The organism is Microvirga sp. P4_G7, assembly GCF_056401005.1.
In genome coordinates this window covers 1-2026 of record NZ_JBFUKD010000658.1, presented here as the reverse complement: position 1 = coordinate 2026, position 2026 = coordinate 1, and the positions used below count along the sequence as shown (strand labels likewise).

General features: G+C 60.4%; 2 protein-coding genes and 1 pseudogene. 1 reads left to right on the top strand and 2 read right to left on the bottom strand.

From position 1 onward, the window contains the following. Positions 1-875, top strand: an 875-nt coding sequence (locus AC1DT3_RS19210; RefSeq protein WP_477466813.1) for a M10 family metallopeptidase C-terminal domain-containing protein, incomplete at its 5' end; no start/stop codon positions are given. A 50-nt stretch (positions 876-925) separates the two neighbouring features. On the opposite strand, the pseudogene AC1DT3_RS19205 reads toward AC1DT3_RS19210, so the two are convergent. Continuing rightward, positions 926-1177 (bottom strand): annotated as a pseudogene (locus tag AC1DT3_RS19205) (RidA family protein); the annotation flags it as partial. A gap of 66 nt (positions 1178-1243) precedes the next feature. Beyond that, on the bottom strand, positions 1244-2026 hold a 783-nt coding region (locus tag AC1DT3_RS19200), incomplete at its 5' end, for an isocitrate/isopropylmalate dehydrogenase family protein (RefSeq protein WP_477466812.1).

The window sequence follows — 2026 nt, the reverse complement described above, 5'->3', positions numbered from 1 at the left end:
CCTTTGCGATCTCCGACAGCTTGACGAGTTACCATACCTACAGGATCGAGTGGCTGCCCAACGCCGTTCGCTGGCTCGTCGATGGAACGGTGGTGCGGACCGAGAAGACGCTCGTTCCGACAAAGCCGATGGCCATGCACCTCAATATTTGGGGACCACCATCGAGCTGGGGAACAGGCGACGTCAGTCTCAAGGCGGTCGGAAGTGCAAGTCAGAACAAGACATACTATTTCGACGTGACCTCCGTGAAGGTCGAGCAGTTGGCGAGCGCAATCGGAAACGACGCGGCCAACAGCCTCAGAGGTACGATCAAAAACGATTGGCTGGATGGCGGCCTTGGGCACGATCGTCTCTATGGAGCCAGCGGCAACGATACGCTCGTCGGCGCAGGAGGCGACGACCGCCTTTCTGGCCACAGCGGAGATGACAGCCTCAGCGGCGGCGAGGGCAACGACAGCATCTTCGGAGGGAGTGGGAACGATAGACTTTCTGGTCATGGGGGGAAGGACAAGCTCGTCGGCGGCGCCGGCGCCGACAAGCTTTGGGGCGGATCAGGAGCCGATTCTTTCGTCTTCACTGCCATCAACGACAGCACCGTCGCCGTTGCTGGGCGCGACACCGTGCGTGACTTCTCACGCAAGGAGGGCGACAAGATCAATCTGGCGTCGATCGATGCGAACACGCTCCGCGAAGGCAATCAGGCGTTCTCGTTCATCGGCAAAGCAGCCTTCCAACTGGGCGCAGGAGAGTTGAGATACGAAAAGGTTGCGGGCCACACCTATGTGTATGGCGATGTGAACGGGGATGGCGTGGCCGATTTTTCGTTCCATCTGAACGGCTCGCACACGGTCACCAAATCCTACTTCATTCTCTGAAGCCTTCGGCATCGACGTCATGTCAGATCGCTGCGTCGCGTGTGCGCCGTTCAGGAAGGACGAATTTGAAAAATGGCCTCGATCTCGACGGTCATGCTGTTTGGAAGCGATCCCATTCCCACGGCAGATCGGGCGTGCTGTCCCGCCTCGCCGAAGACTTCGATGAGAAGATCCGAGCAGCCGTTGATGACCTTCGGATGGTCGGCGAAGTGGGGCTCCGCATTGACCATCCCCAATAGCTTGACCACCCGTTCAATACGATTGAGGTGGCCGAGTGCCTGCTTCGCCGAGGCCAGTCGCTGACGATCCTTGCTTGGCGGGCGGTCGCCACCATCAATGGACACAAGATATAGACGTCCCGCGACGATTTACGACAGTCGCGAGATGACTGCCTTGCCAAAGTCCGAAGTGGAAAGCGAACCGCCGACATCACCGGTGCGCTCTCCGCTTCGAAGCGAGGCAAGGACGGCAGCGCGCAATCGCTCGGCCTTGTCACCCTCGCCGACGTGGTCGAGGAGCATTGCTGACGCCAGGATCAGCGCGGTTGGGTTCGCGATGCCCTGACCGGCGATGTCCGGGGCCGTGCCGTGGACGGCTTCGAAAATGGCCGCGTCATGTCCGATATTGGCGCCGGGCGCCAGACCGAGTCCGCCGACGAGTCCCGCCGCCAGATCCGACAGAATGTCCCCGAAGAGATTGGTCGTGACGATCATGTCGAAGCGTTCGGGCTGGAGCACGAGCTGCATGGCGCAGGCATCGACGATCCGATCGTCGATGATGAGGCGTCCTTCGTACTCGACCGCGAGTTCCTGGGCCGCTTCGAGAAACACGCCCGTGAGTATCTTCAGGATGTTGGCTTTGTGAACGACGGTCACGCGCCTTCGGCCGAGTCTGACAGCGAGATCGAACGCGTGACGCAACACCCGGCGCGCGCCTTCCTTTGTGTTAATTCCCACCGCGACACCGACAGCATGGGGATCGCCGCCGACTTCGATGTAATGCTCGCGCCCGACATATAAGCCTTCGAGATTCTCCCGCACGACAATGATGTCGACGTTGTCGTACCGGCCCGGGATCATGGTCCGGGCCGGTCTGACATTTGCAAAAAGGCCGAAGGCCTCGCGTAGCCGGACCGTTGCCGAGCGATAGCC